This is a genomic window from Psychrobacter sp. 1Y10, from assembly GCF_052259005.1.
Lineage (GTDB): Bacteria > Pseudomonadota > Gammaproteobacteria > Pseudomonadales > Moraxellaceae > Psychrobacter > Psychrobacter saeujeotis.
This window is the reverse complement of sequence record NZ_JBQQES010000002.1, coordinates 257,098-281,601: the sequence shown is the minus strand read 5'-3', so window position 1 is coordinate 281,601 and position 24,504 is coordinate 257,098. Positions and strand designations below refer to the sequence as shown.

Genomic DNA, 24,504 nt, shown 5'->3' with positions numbered 1-24,504 from the left:
GGCGGTGATTATGGTCGCTATGAGTTTCATTATGATAAGCACAGTTATTTATTATTTTAATGGATTCATACAGTCTCTAACGCGCTGATAGTTATCATTGTGGCAGACACCATGCTAATATAACGGACACATAAAAATACAATAGGACACAAGGATATGCTAATAGAATTTACCAAAATGCATGGTCTGGGCAATGATTTTATGGTCATTGATTTGGTGACCCAGCGCTTAGATTTGACCAGAGAGTTGGTGCAATTATTGGGTGATCGTCATCTAGGTATTGGCTTTGATCAATTACTCGTCGTCGAACCACCGATGCGCCCAGATGTTGATTTTAGTTATCGTATTTTTAATACCGATGGCACAGAGGTTGAGCAGTGCGGTAATGGAGCGCGCTGTTTTGCCCGTTTTGTGCAAGCGCGTAAACTGTCATTTAAACAGCGCTTACGTGTCGAGACCGCAGGCGGTATCATTGCCTTGACGACGGATCGCTATGGTTGGGTGGAAGTCGATATGGGCAAACCCAAGTTTGAGCCAGATGAGATACCATTTACGCCCAGAGCGACGACCAAAATTCAAAACGCCTATCATTTAGACGTCAATGGTACACCTATGCAGCTCTATGTTGCCAATATGGGTAACCCGCATGCTGTCATCAAAGTCGATGATGTACTAGACGCTGATGTTGAAACCTTAGGTAAGGCCATTGAGTCACATCCAGCATTCCCAGAGCGCGTCAATGTAGGCTTTATGCAGATCATGAATCAGCGTCATATCCGTCTGCGTGTCTATGAGCGCGGCGTCGGTGAGACCCAAGCATGCGGGACAGGTGCTTGTGCGGCAGTAGCCGTCGGCGTACGCGAGGGCTGGCTTGATGAAGGCGAAGAAATACGGGCGCAGCTATATGGCGGTAGTATGATCATTCAGTGGCAGCCAGGCTACTCAGTGATGATGACCGGTCCAACGGCCTTTGTGTATGAGGGTGTATTTAGCCCAGACGGCTTGATGGCACAAGCAGGAATCAAACCCAACCCAGTCAACTCATCAAACTGAGTCAACTACTTGGTATTTGAGGCATCAAGGACACTTTATGTCTATTAAAGATGACTATATTTACATGCCTGCTGAATCTATAGAAATAGATAAGACGCTACGTGAGTTATTGTCGCCAGTGCATCGCTGGCTAAACACTTTGGCGGTGCGCAATCACTCCATGCATACCTTAAAGTCTTATTTCGCTGGACTAAATCAACTGGCGTTGTTTTTACGTGGTAAGCAGCTGACATGGACACGTTGTGATAAACGCACACTTGCGCAGCATATCAGTCAACGCTTGGATGAAGATAAGCTGGCGCTAGCAAGTGTCCAACAAGAGCTGTCCGCTATTCGGCATTTTTACGGCTGGATGATTGAGGAGGGGTTGGCACGTATCAATCCCACTACTGGCTATCAGCTAAAACGCAGCGCTAGACCGTTGCCTTCTATTGCTGATGTTGATTTATTGACCCAATTACTTGATCAAGAGATGCCTGATACACCCGAGCAGGCCCGGTTATGGCTGCGTGACAAAGCGATGTTTGAGCTACTGTATAGTAGTGGTCTGCGCGTGGGTGAGCTGGTGGCGCTGGATATCAATGATATAGATTTGTCCGATTTGCGGGTGCGGATTACGGGCAAAGGCAATAAGACCCGTCTCGTACCATTAGGCAACAAGGCTACCGCAGCCATCAATCGCTATTTACCGCATCGCAACCTGTGGGTGGAACAACAAGATAGCGCTTTATTTATCAGTGAAAAGCTAGGTACCCGCTTATCAACGCGCGCTGTGCAGCAGCGTCTCAAAGTAGCAGCGACGCGAGCGGGTATCGCTCAAAACCTATATCCGCATTTACTGCGCCATTGCTTTGCCTCGCACATGCTCTCAGGTAGTGGCGACTTGCGCGCTGTCCAAGAGATGCTAGGCCATAGTGATATCAGTACCACGCAGATCTATACTCATGTAGATTTTGCCAAGCTGACCCAAGTCTATGACCGCGCTCATCCACGTGCGACGCACACACAAAACGAGAGAGAATAATATGGTACAAAAATAGACGGTGATGTTGACTATGCTAGGTGATGACACTGAAAAATAGGCAGCTTTTGCCGTGCCTGCTCTTGAGCGTGCTTGTCTAAAGCTGCAAACACCAAAGCATAGTTTTTGTCTTGGGTTTGATTATCAAGATGGCTGTTGTCATAACAGTCTTTGACAGTACCATTAAAATCAGTAATGGCCGTATGTCCCCATGTCTGACGAATGTTGCCGTTTTTGTACGCATGATCACCGCCTTGCGCCGCACCAATGACCATACATTGACTGTCCAAGGCGCGAGCTTGCAACAATAGCGACCAGTGCGCTTGTCCTGTCAAATAAGTAAAAGCAGAGGGCGCGCTTAATAAGTCGGCTCCAGCTTGGCGTAGACGCTGAGCTAGGGCTGGAAAGCGCAAATCAAAACATACCATCATCCCAAGTTGATAGACTAAATTGTTTGCTTCAATGGGCGCCACGACTGTCTGCATGCCAGGCTCAAACGTGGCCGCTTCGTTGTAGCTGCCTTGTTTATCAGCCACAGTGGCAGTAAACAGATGAATCTTGTCATAGCGTGCGACCTGCGTCCCATCAGGGCCAAATAGCTGACTAACTTGGCGTAGACGTCCATCGGGCACGACGACTCCATCTGGTCGATAAAAACAAGGTAGCGACCCTACCAATAAATAAACGCGGTTGGTACGTGCATAGTCCGCTAGGGTAGCTGAGAGCGACTCAAAGCGCTCAGCAGTTGCAAACTGCCGTCCCATACTACAGCAGTTTTCAGGCAGCACTATAAGCTGTGCGCCTTGAGTACAAGCTTCCTTAATAGCAGATTTGATAGTCGCTAGGTTTGCATCAACGTCTTGTTGGCTATTCATTTGTACCGCAGCGACCGTAAGCTTATGATTAGGCAAATGGTTATCCATGTATTTATTCTCAGTTATTGTTTTAAGATATAAATTATCATAGCAAAATTAGGACAAATAATGCTATCGTCATTGTTCAGTGCAGTTGTACTGCCTATCGCTATCAGCTTGTAAAATGATCTAATATGCCTAATCTTATTTAAGCTACCATGCTAAATGCTGGTAATTGTTTTACCTGCTATTTTTATTTTTGCAAATGGTATAAGCTTATAAAGATACATACGCTTAAAAGTATGAGTCGTTATCCGTGAGCCATAAATATATATGATTAAAGTAATAATATCGGAGTGTAATACATAAGCTATGAGTATGTCGTTTGGATTGGCGACCACGCTATCTACCTCCCAAAAGCTAACCCCGCAAATGCAGCAAGCCATCAAATTGTTGCAGCTTTCTAGCCTTGAGCTTGCACAAGAGGTTCAAGCGAAGTTGGATAGCAATCCATTACTTGAGCGCATTGAGGAAGATGAGTACGAGTATGAAGACAGTGACGATACGGCAGCAGATGCATTAGATGACTCCTTAACGCTTGAGATGTGGAATGATAATAGCGAAGTAAGTCTATCGTCTGACGCATCGGATGGTAATGATGATACTTTTGATTATGGCACTACTGATTATGCTACTGATTACGATGACACTTTTAGCGACAGCTTAGATAAACTACAACAAGCAAACATCGATGGCAGTGCTATGGACAACACTGATGCAGACAATACGTACTCAAGCAGCGATTATCAGAGCACGGATAGCGATGAAAGCTACGGTAACTATGATATCGGAAGCTTTAGTGGGAGTAGTGCCGCAGCGAGCACAGATTACGACGAGCTTGATGATTATCAAGGCAGTACCAGCGCCAGTATCCAAGACTATGTACGCTGGCAGCTGAATTTTAAACATCTTTCAGACGCAGATACTCTAATAGCAGAGTATCTAGTAGATTCGATGGATGACATGGGCTTTGTACAATTGGATATTGACGAGCTGTTCAAAAGTTTCGATACAATGGCAAGCTTTTATCAATGGGATGAGCAGATTGAGCGTGACGAGATAGAAGTGGTACTACGTATTATTCAATCTTGTGACCCGCTCGGCGTAGGCGCGCGCAATTTAAGTGAGTGCCTTGCGATTCAGTTGAACAAGCTTGATCCTAATACGGAACATTTAGCGCATGCTCAGGCGCTGCTATCTGCTAGTGATTATTTGGTCAATAACAATATTAAAGCGCTGACTGAGACCACAGGCTTATTACCTGCGCATATTACCCCTGCTATTAACTTATTGCGTACCTTGAACCCTGCACCAGGACTGTCCTTTCAAAACACGCAGCCTGATTACGCTCAGCCTCCTGCCAGCTACGATATCCCTGATGTGTTGGTGACCCCGATACGTCAAACGTCCAATGGCGAAGCAAAAGAGGGCGGCTGGCATGTACGTCTAAATCCAGCGACATTACCAAAACTGAGGGTCAATCAAGAGTACGCAAGTTTGGTGAAACGCGGTGACGACAGTCCTGACAATCAATATTTACGTGAAAACCTCACAGACGCCCGGCTATTCATTCGTAGTATCGAGGAGCGTAATCAAAACTTGTTAAAGGTCGCCACTAGTATCGTACGCCGTCAAGACGAGTTTTTGCAACATGGGGCTACAGCGATGCAGCCGCTGATTCTAAAAGATGTGGCAGAAGAAGTAGAGCTGCATGAATCCACTGTCTCGCGCCTGACCACTAGCAAGACAATTTTAACCCCTCAAGGGCTATTTTCTCTCAAGCACTTTTTTTCATCCCATGTTAGCAGTAATGATGGAGACATCTCATCTACTGCTATCAGTGCCATGATCAAGCAGCTTATTAAGGATGAAAATCCCAAAAAGCCCTTATCCGATAGCCGTATTCAAACTCAGCTACTTACTGATGGTATAGATATCGCACGACGTACAGTAGCCAAGTATCGAGAAGCGATGAATATCAGCTCTTCTACGCAGCGCAAACAAAAGTATTAAGAACTGCTCATCTCGTAAAAATGTTTTAACTATAAAGATTGGGTGATACTAGATAGAAGGTTTAGCGCTTTAGTAGCGGCTGATATCTACTAGAAAGATTGTTTCATATAACAGTCTCAATAAAAAATAAAAATTCCTGATTATATATAATTGTGAAAAGAACAAAAGACTTGATTACATTTAATTACAATATAGCGTATTGCTACTAATCAGCTTTCATGACAAATTAGAAGCATATCAATAATAAATTTACAGCAGTTACTCTATATTATAAATAAGTGGTTGTTAGAGGATTTACCACAGAATGAATATATGATGACTCTACTACTGTTATTGATAAGGCAAGGTGGTATAGGTCGGTGTGCCAAACCATCTGTTGACTATGAGTAATAAATATAAGGATCAGCATATGAACGTTTCTATCAGTGGTCACCATATCAGCGTAACCGATGCAATGAACACAGCTGTACGTGAGAAGCTTGAAAAAGTAGAGCGTCACTTTGACCAGATTCAAAGTATTCAAGTGATACTATCGCTAGATAATAGCGGTGCAAACGACGGCGGCAAAAAGAGTCATAAAGCCGAAGCGATCATGCGAGTCTCAGGTCAAGAAATGTTCGTCCAAGCGTGTGAAGATGATATGTATAAAGCCATTAATGAGATGGCAGACAAGCTTGATAGACAAGTACGCAAGTATAAAACTCGTCAAGAACGCAAAAAAGTCCGCGGTGCAGGACGTGATGGTCGCTATGAAGAGTTATCAGGAGTTGAAGTTGCTCCAGCGACTTAATGTATCATGAGATAGTTAATAAGAAAATCAAGCAATAAAGTCATAATAAATACAATAAAAAACCAAGACAAGAGGAATGAATAACATATAAAAAGACCTTAACACATCATGTGTTAAGGTCTTTTTATATGTTATTCATTTGATACAAAAGGCAGAGATACGATCTAACCACCACCGACTGCTTGTACGACTTCTATATTCATACCTTCAACGATACGTAGCTGTGCAAGCTCGCTTTTAGGGACAAGCTCACCATCGACTTCGACCGCATAGCGACCACTACTCAGTCCCAACTCATTGACAACCAATTGCACAGTTTGATGCGTGGTCTGTAAGGTTCTTCCATTAACATGAATAGTACTCATAATATTTGCTCCCTCAAAACAATGATTTAATTCAATAGCTATTCGATGGGTTATATTAAGGTTATAACGGTTTATCGTTATTTACTCATTTTAAATACAGTAATGGCGAGCCATAGCCATCCTGCTATCAATAAGACACCGCCTACAGGCGTGATAGCGCCAAACCAACGCGGGGCGCCTAGAGTCATCGCAAATAAGCTACCAGCGAATATAATAATACCAATCTGCAGCAGCCAAGCGCTGACATAAGTCGCATAGCCTAGACGAATCAAGAGTCCGATAACCAATAATCCAAGTGCATGAATAAACAGATATAGCGTTGCCGTATGCCACCAATCAAGCTGCTGTGCATTCACCATGCTTTTGATAGCATGCGCTCCAAACGCGCCTAGACCGATAGCGATAGCGAGATTTATCGCTGCAACACTTATCCAATTCACCATGCGACCACACTTATTATAAGTAATACGTTTAGACTATTAAAATTATATCTGACTATTGATTGAATATTATTTTATGAGCTCAATTTTTATATCAGACAATATGGTTATTGAATGTCATCAGGCAAAATAACGCTTTCAATAGTCATCGCATCACGAATTTTATCCATGGCATTTTTTTCAATCTGACGTACCCGTTCCGCTGAGATAGAGTAGACGGCAGCCAGCTCATGCAAGGTAGACTTTTGCTCTGTCAGCCAACGCTGCTCGACGATATCGCGCGAGCGGTCATCTAAGGTATCCATCGCTGCAATCAATGCTGATGAGTTACTTTCTTCCCAATCAGACTCCTCTATCATCTCAGCAGGATCAATACCATCTTCTAAAAACAACTGCGGCGCATAACGTCCATCATCATCGTCACTTGATTGGGTCTCAAACGAGGCGTCGTAAGACGTCAGACGTGACTCCATCTCTAGCACTTGCTTGCGTGTGACATTCAAGTCTTTTGCGATAGCATCCGCTTCTTCTAGCGTCAGCTGATTATTGGTCTTTTTTAGACTACGTAAATTAAAGAATAATTTACGATGGGCTTTTGTAGTGGCAACTTTAACGATACGCCAGTTACGAATTACAAATTCATGGATTTCAGCTTTAATCCAATGCACCGCGAAGGATACCAAACGTACGCCTTTATTAGGATCAAAACGTTTAACCGCTTTCATCAATCCCAAATTGCCTTCTTGAATCAAATCAGCCTGCGGTAGACCGTACCCTGAGTAACTGCGTGCAATATGAATAACAAAACGCAAATGTGACATGACCAATAAGCGCGCAGCTTCGACATCGCCTTCATCGTAGTAGCGATGGGCAAGCTCTTGCTCTTGCGTCGGTGTCAAGATAGGGATCTGATGGACAGTATTGATATACGCACCCAAGTTCACCCCTGGTGCAGACAGATGGGTTGGCATGGCAGGTACTAAGTCACGCGTACTGGTGTCCTCTAGTGCACTAGCATCATAAGGCGGGCGCTGCGCTGCCGCATTTAGCGCCGCTTCACGTGCAGCATTTTTTTCAGTACCAGCACTGTCTTGCGTCTTTTTTGTTGTGGACGATTCAGTAGATGGAGTAGTCATATTCTTGACCTTGGTTAATATAGGTAAGCAAACATTAAATAAGCAAATATTCAGATAAAATTCTGTGTTATCTCAATTGTAAAGGATAGCGACGCTTAGTTGCTATCGGTTTTGGTAATGATGAAGTGAAATATTGTATCGGAAGTCTTCATCGAAGTGTTATCCGTCTCTTGCTCAGTAGTCATTTGATTGAGAGTCAAAAGCAGCTGGTCAGTATCATTGGGCTTACGCGACTGCTGACAAAATGCTGCAATATCTGCTTGAGAGTTGGGGTCAGTTGCTACGACATATAACGACTCACTACTCGCTACACTACGCAGTGCGACTTTGGTTTTTAGTAGTGGCATTGGACAAGCAAGTCCGCGTCCATCTACCATATTTTTTATTTTAATGACAGGCTGGGTATGGTCTACGGCCTCAGCTGACTCAATATAATTGATGTAGTAGGTTGGTAATAAACGCAGTAAAGACGCAATCTTATCTTGCTCGGTAGCAGATAATGATTGCTGCAAACAGACCTGATGAGGTGTGTATATCGTAGTATTTAAATTGCCTTTTGCAGACATAGATAAAATCCTTAACATCTGAGCCATGATTAATTAAACTTTAAAAACCAACGTTTAAAATCGTTGCAAATTACTGCAAAGTAAAAACATCGTCAATATGAAACATAACTATTTTGAAATAACGGTTATATTATAACAAACTGTAGTAGAGCAAAAGCAGTTGAATATAGTCAACGCTATGATTGAGCTATTAAAATCATCATAAAAATTGACCTTGTATAGCCAACCTCGTATAGTCAAAAAACGCTATGGCCATTAGTAGCTAATAGAACAGGACATACCTTTGAATTATTTAAATAGCCTTTTAAGCAACGAGCTTATAGCAGATCAGCGTACAGCCGACAAACCGCAGACTCGATTATGGCGGTTATCTTGGCTATGCAAAAAGTCTATATTACGATATGCAGGCCTGCTTATGCTCCCGCTACTTGTTGGTCATCAGAGCTATGCTGCTACTGTTACCCCGCAGCCGATAACATCATCAACGCCATCAGCATTAATGACAGGCTCAACGTATGGCACTTGGCAAACCGAAAAATCTGATGAGTTACAGCTACCAAATTTGCAAGGTCAGGGTCTAAGCTTCGCTGACCAGTATCAAAACAAGCTGCTGGGTGAGTGGTCACTACAAAATATCAATGGCCGTGCCAAGATGGAGCATGATCCTTGGGTTCAAGAGACCATAAAAGACATGACATGGCGTCTCAATGCTCAAGTACGGCAGCAAGCACCACTGGCGGTAGTCATTATTGATAATCCAAGTATCAACGCTTTTGCTGCGCCAGGAGGGGTCATCGGTATCAATACAGGAACGATACTAGCGGCAAATAGTATGGATGAGCTGGCAAGCGTTGTGGCACATGAAGTTGCCCATATTAGCCAGCGACATTACGAAAGCGGTGCAGATGAGCGCAAAAAAGCCATGCTGATGCAAATAGGCGGCATGTTGGCAGCGATTGCTGCCTCAGCAGCTGACGGGGATGCTGGCGCTGCTGTCATGATGGGCAGCCAAACCGCAGCTATGAACAGTAGCATGGCTTTTAGCCGTAATAATGAACGCGAAGCTGACCGTGTGGGCATGCAAATTATGACACAGGCAGGCTACGACCCACGAGCAATGCCAAGATTCTTTGCTACAATGAATCAGCAACACCAGCTAAATCAAGTTGCCAATCGATTTTTGCCAAGCTTTGTACGCTCGCATCCACTTAGTAATGAACGCCTAAGCGACTCACAAAGTCGAGCTCAGCGTTATCCACCTTTATCATTGATCCAGCAGCAGCGCCATCAAGCTTTATTTGATCTGCTTTACTGGCGAGTACAGACCATGGGCCAGCACGTCTCAGAAACCGCTCTAACGACTGCTGCCCGCAATAGCGTCGGGGCAAAACTGGCGTTAGCACACTGGTATGGAGAGCAGCAGCGCTTTGATGAAGCAAATAAAACAATGCAGCAGTTACAAGGCTTGCCGGCAGCTGAGCGACAAATACTAGAGCCGCTATTATCTATCACCTATAGCCAAGTGTTAAGTGAACAAAACAACTGGACCAAGGCAGCAGACGTATTAGCAGAGCAGCAGCGCCTCTATCCTGAGCGCCGCGATTTGCGATTGTATCTGGCAGAAGCATTGACCAATGATAATCAGCCGACCCAAGCACAAGCGCTACTCAAGCCTTTGACCCAGCAGCAGCCAAGCGATCGCTATGCGTGGCAAAGCCTGCAGCTGGCCAATGAGAAGCTGGCCAAAACTGCTCCATCGCCGCAAGTAGCCCGTATCGCCACGATTAATGCGCTGCGTTATCGCAGTCATGATCAGCTATGGAATGGTCGTTACGAGTCGGCACTTATCTCACTTACGCAGGCCAAACGACTGGTCGAACAATTGGACGCTAGCGCAAAGAGCAGCAGTGCTCGTCCATTACTGGCCAATATCGAACAAGAAATTAAAAACGTAAAAACCGCCAAAGATTTTAAACCTTAGGCGGTTGTTTAGATAGCAGCGGCTATCTTTAAACAGTAAGGATTAACCTTGTAGCGCGTCTTTTACCAGTTTTGAGATGAGTGCAGGATCAGCGCGACCAGCAGTCTTATTTTTCAGTACGCCCATGACACTACCCATATCACGCATTGAGGTTGCGCCTTGTTCTTTGATTTCTGCATTGACTAAGGCGGCCAGCTCAGCGTCATTCATCTGCTGCGGCATAAACTCATTGATGATATCAATCTCAAACTGCTCTTTGGTTGCCAAGTCATCACGGCTATTTTCAGTAAAGATAGCTAACGACTCTTGGCGTTGTTTTAGCTGCTTTTGTAGCACTTCTAAGACGCCTGCATCATCAAGCTCTTTTTGACGGTCAATCTCGATTTGTTTGACGACCGCTTGCACATTGCGTAGTACTTTGACGCGCTCAAGCTCACGCGCTTTCATAGAGGCTGTGATATTGTCCGATAAGTTCTGTTTAAGTTGGCTCACTATTATTATCCTTATTCGTTAAGTTTTATTCGTTAGGCTTTTAAGAAGGTGCTTTATGATTGACCTATTAATAAAAGTCTGTGTAAACAACAGCAATAACAAAAATTGTAGCATAAAAAACGCCACTGTTATTTATTGATAACAGTGGCGTTAGTGTAGCGCTTGTACTTAACTAATCGTATTAGTGATTAGTACATACGAGTGGTACGAATAGTTTCGCGTTGCAGTTTTTTCTTATAACGCTTTACGGCAGCAGCTTTTTTACGTTTGCGTACTTGCGTTGGCTTTTCATAAAACTCACGCTTACGTACGTCTGATAATACACCAGCTTTTTCACAAGCACGTTTGAAACGGCGGATAGCGATATCAACTGGTTCGTTTTCTTTAACCTTAACTGCAGGCATGAAGACTCCTTGATTAGGATGAGATATAAGGGCATTAGTTTGGCTGTGTATTAGTATTTAGCCGTAATATCTCAAGATTACCGGCATCAGCTCAAACTAGGATAATTTGTGCTATAGCACAAGGGCAGGTATTTTAATAAAAAATAGCAACAAAGTCAATGCTTTTAGTGCGTTTAACGATGGGTATTGTCGTGTAAAATGGACGATAAACATGCATTATTGTCCATTTTACAAGCCTTTATAGACACGCTTAAAGCTAAGGTAGGTAGATAAGAGAAGAGTGAATAAAAAACCTTACTGCGTATAACGGTTTGGTTTGAGTTTATGCTATGATAATTCCCATCTAGTAGTAGGCATATTCAAGATGCTGTCTCCATTTTATTAAAGGTGTTGGAATGAAAAAAACAGTACTAAATACAGCGTTAAGCGCAGCAATGGTTGTTACTCTTGGGTTGGGTGTTACCGCTTGTAGTGGTGACAAAGACGGCGAGTCACATGAGGTCTTAGCAGTGGACAAAGTAGAAGAAGCCGCTGAATTGGCTCGTCAAAATGCTCCTGAAGCTGAAGACATGGAGTTTCCAGAGACAGCGCCAATGCCTGTAGAGGGAGCCGATGACACTGCTGTAGATGGTACAGAAGCAGATGCTACTATGACTACACAAGAAGGCATGACTGAGCCTGCTACAGCAGAAGCCACTACTGACGATACCGACGCAACTACGACTGATAGTGCAACTACGCCAGCTACTGATACTGCAGCAACAGAAACTGATGCTGAACCAGAAACGAATGAGTAGCTGCTAACATAAACTAAGAGGGGAGTTATGATGATAAACAAACTAACTTTATCTGCTTTTAGTATTAGCACATTGCTGTTATTAAGTGCTTGTAGTGGTGATAATAACACTGCTGACGAGTCTGCCACGATGGATGAACCTGCTGAGACAAGCACAGTGGTAGAAGAAGCATCTGTAGCAGATCCTGAAACCATGACGCCTGAACCTGTGGTCGAAGCTGAACCTATGGTTGAAGTGGAAGCTGAGCCAGTTAAAGTAGCGATGACTGAAGAAACAGAGCAAGAAACGGCTGCTGAGCCTGAGATGTTGGCAGCTGATGCAGGAGCAAAGCTGTATGAGTCCAATTGCAAAGTCTGTCACGAAGCAGGTCTGCTCGATGCGCCCAAATACGGTGATAAGGCTGCATGGGCACCGCGTCTTGCTAAAGGTATAGAGACGCTACATATGCATTCAGCTAAAGGTTTTAATAAGATGCCAGCGCAAGCGACTGATAAGATAAGTGAAGCGCAAGTTTATGCTGCGGTTGATTATATGGTCGAGGCAGTTCAGTGATACTCTATATATAGAGCATATTGGCTATTGAAATTTGCTAAACTGACCGTCATTGTGACTGACAATGACGGTTTTTTTATGCATATTTTTTTAGATGCTAAATAATGAAAAACATCGCAAAAAACGATATGAAGACAAAAGCATAAAGGCAAAACTATGAAGGTATTGGGTTTAGAGACCTCTTGTGATGAGACGGGGCTGGCGATCTTTGACAGTGAGCAGATGCATGATGACAATCAAGGTTTGGTCGGACAAGTACTGTATTCACAGATAGAGTTGCATGCGCTCTATGGCGGTGTGGTGCCCGAGCTTGCCAGCCGTGATCATATACGTAAGCTGGTACCTTTGCTCAATGAGCTGCTCGAGCAGTGTGATGTCAAAAAAAGCGAGATCGATGCCATCGCTTATACCAAAGGCCCAGGCTTGATCGGTGCATTGATGACGGGCGCCTTGTTTGGTCGCAGCTTGGCATATGGCTTGGATATCCCTGCGATTGGGGTCCATCATATGGAAGGGCATTTGCTCGCACCGCTGATGGGCGCCAATCCGCCAGACTTTCCATTTGTTTCACTATTGGTGTCTGGTGGGCACACGCTACTGATCGCCGCCCGTGGCATCGGGCAGTATGAAATTTTGGGTGAGTCGATCGACGATGCCGCAGGTGAGTGCTTTGATAAAGCCGCCAAAATGCTAGGCTTGCCTTATCCTGGCGGTCCTAATATTGCCAAACTGGCTGAAAATGGCGATAAAAATGCCTACAGTCTGCCAAGACCAATGTTACATCGCGGCTTGGATTTTTCTTTTAGCGGTATGAAAACAGCCGTGCATAACCTTATCAAAGACACTGCTGGCTCTGATAGCGATCCACAAGTGCGCGCCGATATTGCCGCAAGCTTTCAGCATGCTATGGTTGATACACTAGTCAAAAAATGCGTGAAAGCGCTTAAGCAAGTCAGCATGAGCCGCTTAGTGATTGCGGGCGGCGTCAGTGCCAATACGCATCTGCGCGAGACCTTAGAAGCTGAGCTGGCCAAAATTAATGCCACTGTGCATTATGCGCCGCCAGCGTTATGTACTGATAATGGGGCGATGATTGCTTATGCAGGCTATGAGCGTCTACAAGCGGGTCAGTCAGATGATTTGGCAGTTAGCTGTATTCCGCGTTGGCCGATGACCGAGTTGCCTGCGGTATAAAGTTTCAAATCCATACAAACTAAGGATAATCTATGCAGTGGCTCGCCATTGGTTTAGGAGCAGCACTTGGAGCTTGCTTGCGAGCGTGGTTAACACGTTTTAATCTGCTGCACAGCTGGATACCGCTTGGTACGCTTGGCGCAAATGTGTTGGGCGGTCTGCTAATTGGTCTGGCGCTGGTATGGTTTGAGCGAATGGGAAGCCATTTGTCTGATCATGTACGGGTATTTGTGATAACAGGATTTTTGGGCGGGCTGACGACCTTTAGCACTTTTAGCGCTGAGGTATTTAGTTTTATGCATGATGGACGGCTGCTGGCAGGTTTGGCACTGATAGGGTTGCACGTCGGACTGACTTTGCTAGCAACCGCGCTTGGGTTTTACTTTTTTAAGATGGTTTTGTGAGCTTTGGTAGATGTTGCTCGTTTAGTCGTTTGATATAAGAGTTATCCTATATATTTTCTGGATTATTATATAAGGAATAGAACACTAATCATGAAAATATTCAGAGGGTTTACAGGCTCAGTAAAGTTTGGTCTAAATAAAAACGAAAATTTGATGAGACCGAGAAGACCAAAAGACTCTGATCTTTTTGTACATAAAATTGCAGACCAATGGTTTGACGATAAATTTGGAATTAAAGCCAGAAGCGAGACTATTTTTTGTACTCGTAATTGTCATCAAGCTGCTGAATACGGTGAAGCTTATGAGATAACAGTTCCAGACACTATGAACTATCGATTAATATACAGTAGTAATGTTGATGATTTCATTAATATTCAGGACGAGATTGATGATCTAGAAAACGAAAATAAAATTATAGATTGGCTAGAAAGTAGGGATTACGCTGTAGTGTCTAGCTTCGATGAGTTACCTATAGAATTCAGAGGCGAGATTATGTTGTACTGCACTCATTTCAATATTGAAAAAGATGATGAGAAATAGCTTATGATTTCTGACGCGTTATTAGAGAAGTTGGACCTATTAGAAATAGATGGCTTTAAATTCGTTAAAAGATTAGGTGGGCAAAGTGCTTTAAGTAGTTTATACAAAAAAGGTGATGAAAAAGTTGTTTTTAAGTTTTTGATTGCGCCTAGAAACTCTGTTGAAATAGAGAGGTTTAAGCTTGAATATTCAGTTCTAATGTATAACCCAGCTAATTCGCGGCCGAAAGATGGTCAATTTACTTCTGATATAAGTCGATTTATAGGACCTGAGACCAGTTATCCGTTACCTACTATAAAGGTTTATTTAGGCAGTTTATATAATAATTCAGTTTACTACTTCGGTTATTTATATGAAGAAGGTGAGCTTCTCTCTGAGTTAGATACAAGTGAATATACAATTAAAGATAAGATTTCACTCTTACATCGTATTGCATCTAGTATGAATTATTTTAATAAGGTTGGTTACGTACATAGAGATTTACATCCAGAAAATATACTACTACTTGCAAACCATTGGATGGATCCAACTAGTGTGGAAAACGATCCAAGAGTTAAATTTCTTGATATGGGTAATTGCCAAAGAGACGATAGTGATGAAAACTCTATATATAATGAAGTTTATGATAAAGTAAGAGACTTAGACTTAGATGCTGTTTTTCAAGATAATAATCGTAGAGTTCTATCATCTTTCGTCTGTATGCCGCCAGACTTCTTAGAAAAGGGTAATAATACGGAAAATTATGATTCTTGGGCGTTTGGTGTTTATGCTTATACATTAATTTTTGGAAAAGAGCCATTCGATGTAAAACATATAGAGGATATAACAGCCCTACGTCGTCATCGTGCTAATCTTCCTGAAGAATATACAATAAACCTAGATAGTGTTTCTTTAGGTTTAAAACTAACTCTAGATCACTTATTATCAATGAATGGTAAAGACCGCCCTTCGATAGATGCGATTGTTCGTCTATTTAGTTGGTTAGTGTATAGGAATGACGATTTTCAAGAATATAATTTTATTATGAAAGTTATAAATGACGGTGGGTTTGATCCTGATTATGATTGGGTTGCAGAAAACACTTGATAACTATAGTAAAATGTTAAACCGGCTTCACAATCCCTTCCAACAAACTCGCAAACCCCTGCATATACGCGGTATCTTGACTTGAGGTACGCGTCGCTGCATACAGCTGACAATGTACGCCATCCCCTAAGGGTCTTGAAACCACCCAGCCTTTTTTCTCATATTCTGCCACTACCCAGTCAGGTAATGCCGCTACGCCGCGCTCACTAGCGACTAGCTGAATAAGCATCGCGGTCAACTCTGTGGTACGAATACTCGCAAAACTTACCTCTGCAGGTGTCATAAAGTTGGCGATAATATCAAGGCGCTTGGCTTCCACCGGATAAGCAATCAAAGTCTCATCAGTTAAATCACTGGGCTCAATAAACTCTTGCGCGGCCAAATCATGCGTTGGCGATAACACCAAGCGACTCTCATACTCGAATAGGGGCTGATAGCTGATACCCTCTATCGGTAAATCACTGGTGGTAATGAGCAGGTCAATATCACCTTCCATCAACAGATGATGCGGTTCAGGCTCAAAGCCAGTCGCAAAGTCCAGCTCCACATCTGACCATTCACGGCGGTAATGATTGAGTATCGGCATCAGCCAATCAAAGCAACTATGACATTCAGACGCTAGGCGTAATCTGCCAGCTTGACCGTGAGCTAAGCGTTTAAGATTGGATTTGGTGCGGGTGACCTGCGGCATGATGCTGTCTGCCAATGCCAGTACCGTTTTACCCGCAGGCGTAAAGGTGAGCGGACGTGTGCGGCGATTGACCAAGCTAATATCGTAGTAATTCTCTAGCTCTTTTAGCTGATGCGACACTGCAGAAGCGGTGACGTGCAGCTCATCAGCAGCTGCGGCCAAAGAGCCATGCGCTCGTAATGCCGTTAAAGTATTGAGATGGCGGAGTTCTAACATAAGGCAACCTGATCGCTGAGGTGAGAAAAATTCATTATAACTAATGTAGCAGTGAATTCCACTCAAATGCTATTATTAAAAGTTTCTTATTAATAGATTGTTAATAACTAGCGCCGACGTAACAGCAGCTGCGAGATAATGACTAAGATAAGAGAAGCGGCAAGCAACAACGTACCAATGGCGTTTACTTCTGGCTTGAGTCCTACCCGCACCATCGAATAAATTCGTAGCGGTAAAATCTCATAGCTTGGGCCGGTGACAAAGGTTGATACCACCACGTCATCTAAAGACAGGGTAAATGCAAGCAACCAACCTGCCATTACCGCTGGCAGAATGACGGGAATCAGTACTGTACGCACCATCGTTGATTCGTTAGCGCCCAAATCACGCGCGGCTTCCATCAGGCGCTCATCTAAGCTGCTTAAGCGTGCAAACACCGTGATGACTACAAACGGCAGGCAAAAGGTAATGTGCGCGAGTAACAGCGATACGAAACCTAATTGCAGACCAATTAATAAGAATAATGCGAGCAATGAGATAGCCAAGACAATCTCAGGTGACATCATCAGTACAAATAACAGCCCATTTAACAGACCTTTGCCGCGAAAGTTGTAACGATGTAGTGCGAGGGCAGTCAACGTTCCTATCAACGTTGAGACGGTCGCAGCGACCAAACCTAATACAATAGAATGCCAAAATGCATCAAGCATCGCTTGGTTATTAAACAGCGACTCGTACCATTTGAGGCTAAAGCCGCCCCAGTTGTAGCCAATTTTTGACTTATTAAATGACATTACCACCAAGACGATAATGGGCAAATACAACAGAGTATAAATCAGGCCAAGATAGCCCTTAGCGGCTATGTTGCCAATCCTCATAGAACTTTTATTCTTAACGGATGAGCGACTTGATGAGTTGCTTAATGAATTATCAGACATTAGGCCACCTCATTAAAGTCGGTCTTGCCAATGCGGCGGCTACTGGCACGATAGGCGAGTAATAGTACGGCCATTGCAAGGGTCAATAATACGCTGGCTGCTGCACCGAATGGCCAATCGCGCGCATCCAAAAATTGGTTTTTAATAATGTTACCAACCAATAAATTGCGCGAGCCACCCAAAATATCTGCCACATAGAACATACCCATTGCTGGCAATAACACTAATAGCACCCCTGAGATAATCCCAGGTGTAGTCAATGGTAGTACCACGTGCCAAAAGGTCTGCGTTTTTGAAGCGCCCAAATCTTGCGAAGCGAGCAGCATGTCATTACGCAAATCAGTAAATACTGCATAGAGCGGTAATACCATAAACGGGAATAACAAATAAGTTAAACCTGCTATTACCGCGCCTTGGGTGTATAAAATATCAATAGGGGCATCGATAGCGCCTATCGCTAGTAGGGTTTTATTAATCAAACCATTATTGGCGAACAGCAATTTTAGTGCATAAGTCCGCACTAAAGAGTTGGTCCAAAACGGCAGTATTAATAGCATCATCAGCAGCGGCTGCCAACGCACTTTCGCTTTGGATATCAGCCACGCAAAAGGGTAACCAAGCAATAAACAGATGACCGTGGTAATGCCTGCCATCCATAACGAATGGACGAAGACCTCAAAATACAATGGGTCAATCATGCGTATATAGCTGTCGATACTAACAGGCAAGCTAATAAAAGCACTGCTATCGCGAGTCAGAAAGCTGACAGCGATCACCAATATATTTGGCAATAACGCAAATATCAGTAGCCAACCCCAGATCAACCAAAGCGTTGCGGTGCGGAAAGGGGTTTTGCTGCCCAAATTGAAACGGCTATTACCTGCCATCAGCTGCCGTCCTTTTGCACAATTTTATTTTGCGCCAATACGTTTTGCCCAGCTTCATTTTGTTCAGGTGCATTCCGCTCCGTCAGATGGTCTTCTGGCAATACCCATTCCCAACCATCCACCCATGAGACTTTGACTGCTTCATTCAATTTATAATCAAAGCTAGGATCATCCTCATCAAAGAACTCAGAGGCTTTAATAATATGACCGTTTGCTAACTCAATAATCGAATCTAAGGTGCTGCCTTTATAGTTACTCTCAATAACATGACCGAGTAAGCCACCATGTTCTTTATCATTGGGATCATAAATTCGCAAATCCTCAGGGCGGAGTAGTAAATTAACGATATCACCCACTTGTACACCGTTAGCAAAATCAGGGCGGCGCAAATTACGTAACGTCGTTGGCCCGTCTTGCGCCTGTGCTTCACAGACCTCAACCTCAATGCGCCCATTGGTCACTCGTCCATCACGATCTGGCTGATCAGGATAGAGACCTTTCACTTCGGCTTTAAATAGGTTGGTTTCACCAATGAATTTGGCGGTAAATAAATTGGCAGGGGTTTCATAAATCTCAATCGGCGTGCCAATTTGCTGGAATGTACCGTCTTTCATCACCGCGATACGGTCTGACATAGATAGCGCTTCTTCTTGGTCGTGAGTGACGAAAACGAAAGTAATACCTAATTCTCGTTGCAACCTTTTTAGCTCAGATTGCATCTGCAGACGCAGCTTGTGATCAAGCGCTGATAGTGGCTCATCAAGCAGTAGCAACTTAGGGCGATTAATCACCGCACGTGCAATGGCGACGCGCTGCTGCTGACCGCCTGATAGATCTTGTGGTTTGCGATTGGCTAAGTGCTCGAGCTGTACCATCGCCAGCATCTCGCGCACCCGCGTTTGAATCTCAGCTTTGGGGACTTTTTTGAGTTTAAGACCATAAGCGACATTTTGTGCGACACTCATATGTGGAAACAACGCATACTGCTGAAACACAGTATTAACCGGACGCTTATCGGCGGGCAGACCTGCCATCTGTACGCCATCCAAATATATTGCCCCAGCATTTGGCTGTTCAAACCCAGCGATTAGGCGCAGTAGTGTCGTCTTGCCACAACCTGATGGGCCAAGCAAGGTTAAAAATTCACCATGCTTGATATCAAGGTTGATGTCTTTTAATACTTCTGTTTGATCGTAAGTTTTTTTTAGACCAGTCAGTTGTAACAGTACAGTGTCAGATGATGCAAGGTTGTAGGGCGTATTCGTAGATGAGTCGGTCATAATATTCGTTCCTAAGTGTCCAGCATGTCAGTACATCTTTTAAGATAAGACACTGTAAACAACGTGGTTTGGCAAAGCATAAGCGTGGTCTGGTTACTATACATTATAACAAACCCTTAATATAAATTAAGCCAAGTTCGTTATTTGTTGCGTAGGCTGTGACGGCAAAAGTGTTGCTATTTTTTAAAGCATCTTCCTAGTATTTCTATGTATAATTTGAGAGGTTCATCATTTGTGTAAAGCCGAAACGTACGCGAAAATCTAATACGCTCTAGAGACTACTTCTAGTTTTTAATTGAAAAAATGACTTTAACACAATTTTTTTATCATTTTTTAGCCTCTATTCCTATACAATTACTTCATGGCTGACCAATATAATGAGCCAAAAGGCTTAAGAATTACTAATAGACCACGAGCTAAGTAATCGCTAGAAAATAAATCTAAAGCCATTTAATGCTCTAATAATTATCAATAATTAAGGACACTTTATGCCGAATGATACACGCCCAAAAACAGGTCAAGAAGCACTCGAGCTTTTAAAAGAAGGCAACGCACGTTACGTCGATAGCCTGACTAATACCGACCCCTGTATGCAAAGACGCCCTGAGCTTGTCAATGATCAAGATCCACTAGCGATAATTTTGGGCTGCTCAGATGCACGCGTGCCCGTTGAGATTGTCTTTGATCAAGGTTTGGGTGATTTATTTGTCATTCGGGTAGCAGGTAATGTGGTGGCACCATCACAAATCGGTTCAATTGAGTTTGCAGCCGAAAAGTTCGGTACCAAGCTGGTGGTGGTGCTCGGACATTCACACTGCGGTGCGGTGACGGCTTGTGTTGAAGCGCTTATCAACCCTGAGCAGAACTATACGCCCAACTTACAATCTATCGTCGATCGTATTCGCCCAAGCGTTTATAACTTGCATGAGCTTGCGACGGCCAATGGTCAAGACGTAGATGCGGACGAATTACTTGAGCGTTCTATCAGTGCTAATGTGCGTATGTCAGTCAGTCAACTAAAACATGGTTCGCGTGCGCTAGAAGATCTAACCAATAGTGGTCAGCTGCTTATCGTTGGTGCAGAGTATGACTTAGAGACAGGAAAAGTACGGTTTTTAGAGAACTAGTCAGTATCATAAGCTCAGCATATTAAAGACACGCTCTTACAAAACTTTATCAATAGTTTTATGAATTTTTATTACGATGAAGTGGCTTAGCAGATCGCTACTATAGTTACAGTGGTTTGCTAGCTTCCCAATCACTTTTTGTCACTTATTAGGATGATTATGTCTAATTTAGCCTCTAACTCGACAACTGATAACCACAATTCAACGATAACCCAGCCTACAAGTAGCGTAAACGCAAATGGTGTCCAATCCATCTCCGCTCAAACCACAGGTTTTACATTTAACCACACCATGCTACGGGTAAAAGACCCTGCTAAGTCCTTAGCGTTTTATACTGGCGTACTGGGTATGACTTTGCTCGCGGTAAAAAAGTTCCCTGATATGGAATTTGATTTATACTTTTTGGCCAAGCTGACAGAAAGCGAGCGCGAAAACTTGCCAGCAGGTAGTGACTTGGAAATCTTTGCGTTCCGTCAACGCGGTATTTTAGAGCTGACCCACAACTATGGTACTGAAAACAAGACCGACTTTAGCTACCATGATGGCAATAGCGAGCCGCAAGGCTTTGGTCATATTTGCTTTAGCGTACCCAATTTAGATGAAGCGATAGCTTGGTTTGATACAAACGATGTGGAATTTAAAAAACGTCCTGAAGATGGCAGTATGAAAAATATCGCCTTTATCAAAGATGTCGATGGTTACTGGATTGAGATTGTACAAGCTGACTTGATGCGTTAAATTGCAGCGTCCAAAAGACAATGACTGAAAGACAATGACTTAATAAAAAAGGTAAATAACTTAAGGAGCTTCCCCTATATGCCTAGCCCTGAGGCAGACACCATTGCTGTTGATCCAGCTACCACGCCCGATGAGCTGACGTATCATAGCATCATAGATTCAGCAAATGAGATATTGGTTGGTTTTGTCGAGCGTATTCCATATTTTGTTGCATCAATTATCGTTATCCTAATTTTTTGGTTTTTATCAATAGTATTTAAAAAAATCGTTCACAAACTATTAGGTAGTCGGAGTCGACATCAAAATCTGGTCAAAGTGTTTCAGCGGGTAGGCGGGGCACTGATTATTTTTATTGGCTTTATGATAGCCATGGTCATTGCAGTGCCAGGTTTTACGCCTGCCAAGCTGATTGGTGCACTTGGTATCGGTTCGGTCGCCATTGGCTTTGCGTTTAAAGATATTTTTCAAAACCTGCTCTCTGGTATTTTGCTGCTGCTCTCAGAACCCTTTCGTATCGGCGATCAGATTGTCTCAGGCGATTATGAAGGGACTGTTGAAGACATCAAAATCCGTGCGACGACTATCAGGACTTATGATGGTCGGCAAGTGGTCATTCCAAACTCAGATCTGTATACGTCAGCATTGACTGTCAATACGGCGTATAAGCAGCGCCGTCTGCAAGTGGCAGTCGGTATCGGCTATGAAGACGATATTGAGACGGCAAAAGCGGAGATTTTACGTGCGTTAGATAAGGCCGATAGCGTATCGACGAAAGCTAAACCAAGTGTTATCGCAACTGGCTTTGGTGGCTCGTCTATAGATCTGACAGTACGCTGGTTTATCGAAGATGGTACTCAAGCAAACAAAGTCGCCTCGATTCATCAAGTCATCGTTGAGATTAAGACAGCGCTGGATGCAGCAGATATCAATATCCCCTTCCCAATAAGGACGATAGATCTAAGCGATCCTTCAGTAAAAGCCATCGTCAATAGATTAAATGAACATCAAGCTGTTAATACCGATAAAGCTGAAAAATAGCTTGATTACAATAAGGCCTCTGCTTTGGCCACAATGTTTGTCTACGTTGAGTAGTCTTCGCCTATGACTAAAAGAACCATCGCCCTTGGAGTCATGAAACTTAGCGTGGCTCAAAAACAAGACCACAGTGCTTTAGATACCTTAACTGAAGCAGCTATGGTTGCGTTTAATCAAGTTGTCCAAAAGACGTTGGATATTGAGGTGTCGTCGTTTTCCTTTACAGGGCATAGCCTTACTCCTAGCAAGCAAGGCTACCAAGCCCTCGACTTTGTACAGATCGGTATCAACGAAAAGACTGAACGCAAACTGGCCTTTTTGCTTATCGTTACAGATGTGGAGATTGCCGCCGCGTCGATGTCCTACCTTCTTGCGCTGCCATCGCAGCTTACGAACGTGGCTGTAATCTCCACGCGCCGCTTGGTCGATCATGGAGAGGACAAGCTTTTACAAAAAGGGCTTCGTACCGAGCGACTTACCACGATAATGCTGCACTGCTTTGGGCGACTGCTCAACCTAAGCTATACAAAGGAGCCAACCAACTATTTGGCGCGAGTGGAGATGTCAGACGATCTTGACGCCATGCGACATTTCACAGTGATTCAGCAGCAGCAGATGGTCAAAAATTTGCCACAAGAAGCCAATGATCGTTACTCTAGGGGCGGTAAGCTTACCTTTATCATACGTCACATCTTAGGCAACCTTCCTCGAATATTTCGCGGCGCTATTAGAGCGAATCCGTTACGCATTACCACCAAGCTACCAACCATGATCGCAACAGCGCTTTCAGTGATTATCGTCCTTATATTTGGCGGGGAGACATGGGATTTTGCTGCTTCAGTTTCCTACGGACAGCTCACAGTCTTTGTGATTACAAGTTTTTTGGCAGCCAGCTTTGTGCTATATCGAGCTTTTTCTTTTCGGCTGATTGCAACACGGCGAGGGCAGACGTCGGAGAGTTCAGTGGTTACAGCGGCAGCCACCTATTTGGCACTGGTACTGACCTTAATTTGTATGTTTTTTATGTTTGGCGTGTTGATGTACGGCGTGGTGGTGTTTGTGTTTCCGGATGCACTGATGAGCACATGGACTTCTGATAAAGACGGTGCTACCTTTGCCGCTCATATGCGACTGGCTGCCTTTTTGGCAGCGGTGGGAGTGCTGTCAGGCTCGCTTGGTGGGTCGGCAGATTCTCGCTCTGTGGTACGCAACGTACTGTTTGCCGCTGACGAAACCTAGAAGCTAGTCGCACTGCTGACCCTTTATACCTTATAGATTATGGTCACCAACAACGCATGATTAACCATAATCTTTGATTTAGACTGTTTTAGTTATCTGTTTCTACTTGATAGTCATCGTGGCATGACTTACAGCTTTTACCAACCGCACCAAAAGCAGCTTCGATATCGCTGGCGCTGGTTGCCGTTGATGCCGCCATATTAAGCTCAGCACTGGCTTGTTGGAAATCTTCTGAACGAGCAATAAAATCCTCGTTGTTGCTCCAAACTTCTTCTTTTGCATTACCAACAGCTTCAGCATCTACAAAATGATTCCAAGGGGTCTTAGACTCTTCCGCCAAAAACGCGGCTTGCTCTTGAAATACTTCAGCATCAAAGGTATCTGGTTCTTTGACCATGCCGCCCATGACCTTCATTGAATCGCCATAATTTTTCATAATATCTTGACGCGCTTTAACATCAGGATGAGTAGGGCTGCTACAAGCGGTGAGGCCAAGTGCCGCTGCCATAAGCGTAACGCCGAAGATTGATTTTATCGATTTGTTAGCGTGAACTTGTGTCATGTATATAACTCCTTTATACGTGGCTAATAGGAAGCATCTAACC

General features: G+C 43.7%; 27 protein-coding genes. 15 read left to right on the top strand and 12 right to left on the bottom strand.

The window, feature by feature from the left end:
- The first annotated feature begins 156 nt into the window (after window positions 1–156).
- Both dapF and ACTXGH_RS04180 read left to right on the top strand, forming a co-directional pair.
- Window positions 157–1,053, top strand: a complete 897-nt coding sequence (dapF, locus tag ACTXGH_RS04185) for a diaminopimelate epimerase (RefSeq protein ID WP_439262227.1) — start codon at window positions 157–159, stop codon at window positions 1,051–1,053.
- Between the two features lie 37 nt (window positions 1,054–1,090).
- The gene (locus tag ACTXGH_RS04180; protein ID WP_439295513.1) at window positions 1,091–2,077 is read left to right on the top strand and encodes a tyrosine recombinase XerC; all 987 of its coding nucleotides are present in this window, start codon (window positions 1,091–1,093) and stop codon (window positions 2,075–2,077) included.
- 29 nt (window positions 2,078–2,106) lie between these two features.
- On the opposite strand, the gene ACTXGH_RS04175 is transcribed toward ACTXGH_RS04180, so the two are convergent.
- Window positions 2,107–2,997, bottom strand: a complete 891-nt coding sequence (locus ACTXGH_RS04175; protein WP_439295514.1) for a carbon-nitrogen hydrolase family protein — start codon at window positions 2,995–2,997, stop codon at window positions 2,107–2,109.
- Between the two features lie 303 nt (window positions 2,998–3,300).
- On the opposite strand from ACTXGH_RS04175, the gene rpoN reads away from it, so the two are divergent.
- On the top strand, window positions 3,301–5,001 hold the full coding sequence (gene rpoN / locus ACTXGH_RS04170) for an RNA polymerase factor sigma-54 (protein WP_439295515.1): 1,701 nt from the start codon (window positions 3,301–3,303) through the stop codon (window positions 4,999–5,001).
- A gap of 409 nt (window positions 5,002–5,410) precedes the next feature.
- Window positions 5,411–5,791 carry a ribosome hibernation-promoting factor, HPF/YfiA family gene (gene hpf / locus ACTXGH_RS04165; RefSeq protein ID WP_439295516.1) on the top strand — a complete coding sequence of 127 codons (381 nt, stop codon included), beginning with the start codon at window positions 5,411–5,413 and terminating at the stop codon, window positions 5,789–5,791.
- Window positions 5,792–5,955: 164 nt separating this feature from the next.
- On the opposite strand, the gene thiS is transcribed toward hpf, so the two are convergent.
- The 4 genes from thiS to ACTXGH_RS04145 form a co-directional block, all read right to left on the bottom strand.
- Entirely contained in the window at window positions 5,956–6,156 is a 201-nt protein-coding gene (thiS, locus tag ACTXGH_RS04160) for a sulfur carrier protein ThiS (RefSeq protein WP_058367968.1), read from the bottom strand.
- Between the two features lie 77 nt (window positions 6,157–6,233).
- Window positions 6,234–6,599, bottom strand: a complete 366-nt coding sequence (locus tag ACTXGH_RS04155; protein WP_439295517.1) for a DUF423 domain-containing protein — start codon at window positions 6,597–6,599, stop codon at window positions 6,234–6,236.
- A gap of 104 nt (window positions 6,600–6,703) precedes the next feature.
- Window positions 6,704–7,567 carry an RNA polymerase sigma factor RpoH gene (rpoH, locus tag ACTXGH_RS04150; protein WP_197409062.1) on the bottom strand — a complete coding sequence of 288 codons (864 nt, stop codon included), beginning with the start codon at window positions 7,565–7,567 and terminating at the stop codon, window positions 6,704–6,706.
- Between the two features lie 260 nt (window positions 7,568–7,827).
- Entirely contained in the window at window positions 7,828–8,298 is a 471-nt protein-coding gene (locus ACTXGH_RS04145; RefSeq protein ID WP_439295518.1) for a sulfurtransferase TusA family protein, read from the bottom strand.
- A gap of 415 nt (window positions 8,299–8,713) precedes the next feature.
- On the opposite strand from ACTXGH_RS04145, the gene ACTXGH_RS04140 reads away from it, so the two are divergent.
- Window positions 8,714–10,279, top strand: coding sequence for a M48 family metalloprotease (locus ACTXGH_RS04140; protein WP_439295519.1), 1,566 nt, complete (start codon window positions 8,714–8,716; stop codon window positions 10,277–10,279).
- Window positions 10,280–10,321: 42 nt separating this feature from the next.
- Here the strand turns inward: ACTXGH_RS04140 and ACTXGH_RS04135 are convergent, their stop codons facing one another.
- Window positions 10,322–10,771 (bottom strand): GatB/YqeY domain-containing protein, encoded by a 450-nt coding sequence (locus tag ACTXGH_RS04135; RefSeq protein ID WP_299218393.1) that lies wholly within the window; start codon window positions 10,769–10,771, stop codon window positions 10,322–10,324.
- A gap of 188 nt (window positions 10,772–10,959) precedes the next feature.
- Window positions 10,960–11,175, bottom strand: coding sequence for a 30S ribosomal protein S21 (gene rpsU / locus ACTXGH_RS04130; RefSeq protein ID WP_010195908.1), 216 nt, complete (start codon window positions 11,173–11,175; stop codon window positions 10,960–10,962).
- Between the two features lie 395 nt (window positions 11,176–11,570).
- Between rpsU and ACTXGH_RS04125 the strand changes: the two genes are divergently transcribed.
- The 6 genes from ACTXGH_RS04125 (at window position 11,571) to ACTXGH_RS04100 (ending at window position 15,748) form a co-directional block, all read left to right on the top strand.
- Entirely contained in the window at window positions 11,571–11,972 is a 402-nt protein-coding gene (locus ACTXGH_RS04125) for a hypothetical protein (protein WP_439295520.1), read from the top strand.
- A gap of 27 nt (window positions 11,973–11,999) precedes the next feature.
- Complete coding sequence (locus tag ACTXGH_RS04120) at window positions 12,000–12,524, top strand: c-type cytochrome (protein WP_439295521.1); 525 nt, start codon at window positions 12,000–12,002, stop codon at window positions 12,522–12,524.
- 156 nt (window positions 12,525–12,680) lie between these two features.
- A complete protein-coding gene (tsaD, locus tag ACTXGH_RS04115; RefSeq protein ID WP_439295522.1) occupies window positions 12,681–13,718 on the top strand; it encodes a tRNA (adenosine(37)-N6)-threonylcarbamoyltransferase complex transferase subunit TsaD in 1,038 nt (345 codons plus the stop codon).
- A gap of 32 nt (window positions 13,719–13,750) precedes the next feature.
- Window positions 13,751–14,122: a fluoride efflux transporter CrcB gene (gene crcB, locus ACTXGH_RS04110; RefSeq protein WP_439295523.1), complete on the top strand. Its 372-nt coding sequence runs from the start codon at window positions 13,751–13,753 to the stop codon at window positions 14,120–14,122.
- Window positions 14,123–14,212: 90 nt separating this feature from the next.
- Entirely contained in the window at window positions 14,213–14,662 is a 450-nt protein-coding gene (locus ACTXGH_RS04105) for a hypothetical protein (RefSeq protein WP_439295524.1), read from the top strand.
- 3 nt (window positions 14,663–14,665) lie between these two features.
- Window positions 14,666–15,748 (top strand): protein kinase domain-containing protein, encoded by a 1,083-nt coding sequence (locus ACTXGH_RS04100; RefSeq protein WP_439295525.1) that lies wholly within the window; start codon window positions 14,666–14,668, stop codon window positions 15,746–15,748.
- A 16-nt stretch (window positions 15,749–15,764) separates the two neighbouring features.
- Here ACTXGH_RS04100 and ACTXGH_RS04095 read toward each other — a convergent pair whose 3' ends face one another.
- From ACTXGH_RS04095 to potA, 4 genes are all read right to left on the bottom strand, one after another.
- The gene (locus ACTXGH_RS04095; RefSeq protein WP_439295526.1) at window positions 15,765–16,655 is read right to left on the bottom strand and encodes a LysR family transcriptional regulator; all 891 of its coding nucleotides are present in this window, start codon (window positions 16,653–16,655) and stop codon (window positions 15,765–15,767) included.
- Between the two features lie 107 nt (window positions 16,656–16,762).
- Window positions 16,763–17,593 carry a spermidine/putrescine ABC transporter permease PotC gene (gene potC, locus ACTXGH_RS04090; protein ID WP_439295527.1) on the bottom strand — a complete coding sequence of 277 codons (831 nt, stop codon included), beginning with the start codon at window positions 17,591–17,593 and terminating at the stop codon, window positions 16,763–16,765.
- A complete protein-coding gene (potB, locus tag ACTXGH_RS04085) occupies window positions 17,593–18,480 on the bottom strand; it encodes a spermidine/putrescine ABC transporter permease PotB (RefSeq protein ID WP_439295528.1) in 888 nt (295 codons plus the stop codon). The genes potC and potB overlap by 1 nt, the downstream gene beginning before the upstream one ends.
- The gene (gene potA, locus ACTXGH_RS04080; protein WP_439295529.1) at window positions 18,480–19,760 is read right to left on the bottom strand and encodes a spermidine/putrescine ABC transporter ATP-binding protein PotA; all 1,281 of its coding nucleotides are present in this window, start codon (window positions 19,758–19,760) and stop codon (window positions 18,480–18,482) included. Before potA ends, potB begins: the two co-directional genes overlap by 1 nt.
- Before the next feature lie 488 nt (window positions 19,761–20,248).
- Between potA and ACTXGH_RS04075 the strand changes: the two genes are divergently transcribed.
- From ACTXGH_RS04075 to ACTXGH_RS04060, 4 genes are all read left to right on the top strand, one after another.
- Complete coding sequence (locus tag ACTXGH_RS04075; RefSeq protein ID WP_439262197.1) at window positions 20,249–20,887, top strand: carbonic anhydrase; 639 nt, start codon at window positions 20,249–20,251, stop codon at window positions 20,885–20,887.
- A 159-nt stretch (window positions 20,888–21,046) separates the two neighbouring features.
- The gene (gene gloA / locus ACTXGH_RS04070) at window positions 21,047–21,625 is read left to right on the top strand and encodes a lactoylglutathione lyase (protein WP_439295530.1); all 579 of its coding nucleotides are present in this window, start codon (window positions 21,047–21,049) and stop codon (window positions 21,623–21,625) included.
- Window positions 21,626–21,703: 78 nt separating this feature from the next.
- Window positions 21,704–22,663, top strand: coding sequence for a mechanosensitive ion channel family protein (locus tag ACTXGH_RS04065; protein ID WP_439295531.1), 960 nt, complete (start codon window positions 21,704–21,706; stop codon window positions 22,661–22,663).
- A gap of 63 nt (window positions 22,664–22,726) precedes the next feature.
- Window positions 22,727–23,899 (top strand): hypothetical protein, encoded by a 1,173-nt coding sequence (locus tag ACTXGH_RS04060; protein ID WP_439295532.1) that lies wholly within the window; start codon window positions 22,727–22,729, stop codon window positions 23,897–23,899.
- 88 nt (window positions 23,900–23,987) lie between these two features.
- Here ACTXGH_RS04060 and ACTXGH_RS04055 read toward each other — a convergent pair whose 3' ends face one another.
- Window positions 23,988–24,461, bottom strand: a complete 474-nt coding sequence (locus ACTXGH_RS04055) for a c-type cytochrome (RefSeq protein WP_439295533.1) — start codon at window positions 24,459–24,461, stop codon at window positions 23,988–23,990.
- Window positions 24,462–24,504 lie beyond the last annotated feature (43 nt).